Source organism: Alkalibaculum bacchi (genome assembly GCF_937875145.1).
Lineage (GTDB): Bacteria > Bacillota > Clostridia > Eubacteriales > Alkalibacteraceae > Alkalibaculum > Alkalibaculum bacchi_A.
Genome location: NZ_CALNCS010000148.1, coordinates 1 through 2,998, shown reverse-complemented (window position 1 = coordinate 2,998; position 2,998 = coordinate 1). Strand labels below are relative to the sequence as shown.

At 40.6% G+C, this 2,998-nt stretch carries 3 protein-coding genes; all 3 read left to right on the top strand.

Features of this window, described 5'->3' with window-relative positions; genetic code table 11:
• Positions 1–741, top strand: a 741-nt coding sequence (locus Q7P22_RS09190) for a 2-keto-3-deoxygluconate permease (RefSeq protein WP_303863480.1), incomplete at its 5' end; no start/stop codon positions are given.
• A gap of 112 nt (positions 742–853) precedes the next feature.
• On the top strand, positions 854–2,038 hold the full coding sequence (locus Q7P22_RS09185) for an iron-containing alcohol dehydrogenase (RefSeq protein WP_303863477.1): 1,185 nt from the start codon (positions 854–856) through the stop codon (positions 2,036–2,038).
• 108 nt (positions 2,039–2,146) lie between these two features.
• A partial coding sequence (locus tag Q7P22_RS09180) for an FGGY family carbohydrate kinase (RefSeq protein WP_369695515.1) occupies positions 2,147–2,998 on the top strand: 852 nt, incomplete at its 3' end.

Here is a 2,998-nt window from a genome sequence, read left to right as displayed (position 1 = left end):
GGTGGTGTTCTACTACTTGCTAAATGGGCAGCAGGAGCAATCCTTGGTCTTTTAATTGGCACGTTTTTTGGAAAAGCAGGGGTACTTGGTGTTTCTGTTTTAGCAATTATTAGTTCAGTTACAGGTGCTAATGGTTCGCTCTATCTCTCGCTGATGGGGGAGTATGGGGATCCTGAGGATACGGCAGCGCAATCAGTCATGAACATCCATGATGGTCCTTTTCTTGCTCTTCTTACCTTAGGAGCATCTGGGATGGCTAATATTCCCTTCTTATCTTTGCTCGCAGCTATTGTGCCACTCATTGTGGGTTGTATTTTAGGTAATCTTGATGAAGATATGCGTAAATTCTTTTCTGTAGGAGCTGGACTTGTTGTACCTTTCGTGGGTTTTTGTATAGGTGCTGGTATTAACTTTGGATCAGTTATTGAAGCTGGTCCATCAGGCCTTGTTTTAACATGCATGGTATTCTTCATCGGCGGTGGAGCAGCATTACTTGCTGACAAGTTCATTCTAAAGCGTCCAGGCTATGCAGGAGCTGCTTTAGCAAGTGCTGCTGGAAATACAATTGCTTCTCCTGCAGCAGTAGCCCTCATTGACCCTTCTTGGGAACCTTATGTGGCTAGCGCAACTACTCAAATTGCTGCTGCTGTAGTGATTACTGCCATTATAGTGCCTCCTATAGTTGATAAGGTGGCTAAGAAATGGGGTTGTCCCAAACTTACAGCAGAAAAGACTGTTTAGAGTTTTAAAGCAATTTAAGTGCATGTTCATTTTTTTTTGGACCAGCGATAAGGTATGTCCACTGGTCCAGATTCTATCTATATGAGAACTTATTCTAGATAGGAGAATACTTGTGAGAGACTTTAGCTGGATTGTTCCGACACGTTTTGTTTTTGGTAAAGATGCGGAAAAAGAAGTTGGCCAATGGGCTAGCTCGATGAACTATAAAAAAGTACTTGTAGTTTATGGTGGTGGGCATGTTGTTAAAAGCGGACTTCTTAAAAAAGTCCTTTATGCAATAGAAACATCTGGTATTGCTCATATAGAAATGGGTGGAGTACGTCCTAATCCTGAAATTACGGTTGTCCGTCAGGGAGTTGAACTTGCCCGATCCAATAATGTGGATCTAATTATTGCGGTCGGTGGTGGTTCAGTAATTGATTGTTCTAAAGCAATTGCGATTGGTGCAAAGCTTACCTGTGATGTTTGGAACGTTTTTGATCCTAGTAAACATATGCAATTTTCTAATGCTCTTCCTATTGCAGTCATTTTAACAATTCCAGCTTCAGGTTCTGAGTCCTCTGATTCTTGCGTTATTTCAAATGATGAGGTTGGGCTTAAAAGTGCTATTACGAGTGATCTAATTCGTGCTCAAGTGGCTTTTATGGATCCGGTGCTTACAATGAGTTTGCCTAGTTGGCAAACTTTTTCGGGTATCACTGATATTTGCGCACATATCATGGAACGTTATTTTTCTTGTTCTGAAGATGTTATTTCCACTGATTCAATTGCGCTTGCTTTATTACGGTCAGTAAGATCCGAAGCGCTTAAACTTATTCGTGATCCAACAGACTATGATGCACGTGCTAATATTATGTGGTTAGGAACTCTTGCCCATAATGGTCTTGCCGGGATTGGGCGTGAAGAAGACTGGGGATCGCATGCGCTAGAGCACGAGCTTTCTGCGGTTAAGCCTACGGTTACTCATGGTGCGGGGCTTGCCGTTATTTTTCCAGCTTGGATGCGTTATGTGTGTGATGCTAATCCACGTAGGTTTATAGATTTTGGACGTGGGGTTTTTGGATTTGTTCCTACAGGTGATGATCTTGCGGATGCCTCTTCAGTTATTGATATAGTGCAGAAGTTCTTCATTTCTCTTGGTATGCCACAGTATCTTGATGAATTTGGATTTGTCCATACAGATATAGATAAGTTTATTATTGGCTTGCATGAAAATCAAGGTAAGTCATTCGGTAGCTTTAAGATACTTAATATGGAAGACGCTCGTATGATTTATAAGAGTGCGTTTAAATCATAGTGATATGAAATATTTTATCTTGTTCAAGTTTTGACCGTGTCTGAAGTTCTTGGAGATTATCCATCCGGCTAGTTTGTAAAAATTGCCTTGATTCTGGAAGTGGTCGTGTTGGCAAAATATATTATGGCACTTGATGCTGGCACTACTAGTAATAGGTGTATTTTGTTTGATAAACAGGGAAGTATCCGTTCTATGGCTCAAAAGGGGCTTACTCAGTTTTTCCCTGAACCAGGTTGGGTGGAGCACGACGCTAATGAAATTTGGCAATCACAACTCTCAGTTGCGCGTGACGCTTTAGTACGTATTGATGCTAATGCCTGTGATATCGCTGCAATTGGTATTACAAACCAAAGAGAAACAACTGTAGTCTGGGATCGTGAAACAGGCCAACCTATTTGCCATGCAATTGTGTGGCAATGTAGGCGCACAACTGAGCTTGTTGATAAGTTTAGGGCTGAATATCCCAGAATCGAGGAAAAGGTTCACAATAGTACTGGTCTCATCTTTGATCCATATTTTTCTGCTACTAAAATACGTTGGATATTAGATAATGTAGAAGGTGCTCGTAAACATGCCGAACAAGGTAAGCTTTGCTTTGGTACGGTTGACAGTTGGCTTATATATAAGCTTACTAAAGGCAGCATCCATGTAACAGATTATTCTAATGCCTCACGAACACTATTATTTAATATTAATACACTTCAATGGGACGAGGAACTTTGCAGTATATTTAGAATTCCAATGAGTATGTTACCTGAAGTTAAACCATCGAGTTGTGTATATGGAGAGAGTAATCCTGAGTTTTTTGGTACAGCAATACCAATTGCGAGTGCTGCTGGAGATCAACAATCTGCACTCTTTGGGCAAACATGTTTTGAACCAGGCGAAGTAAAAAGCACTTATGGTACAGGTTGTTTCATGCTTATGAATACAGGTAATGAACCTATATATTCAAAAAAT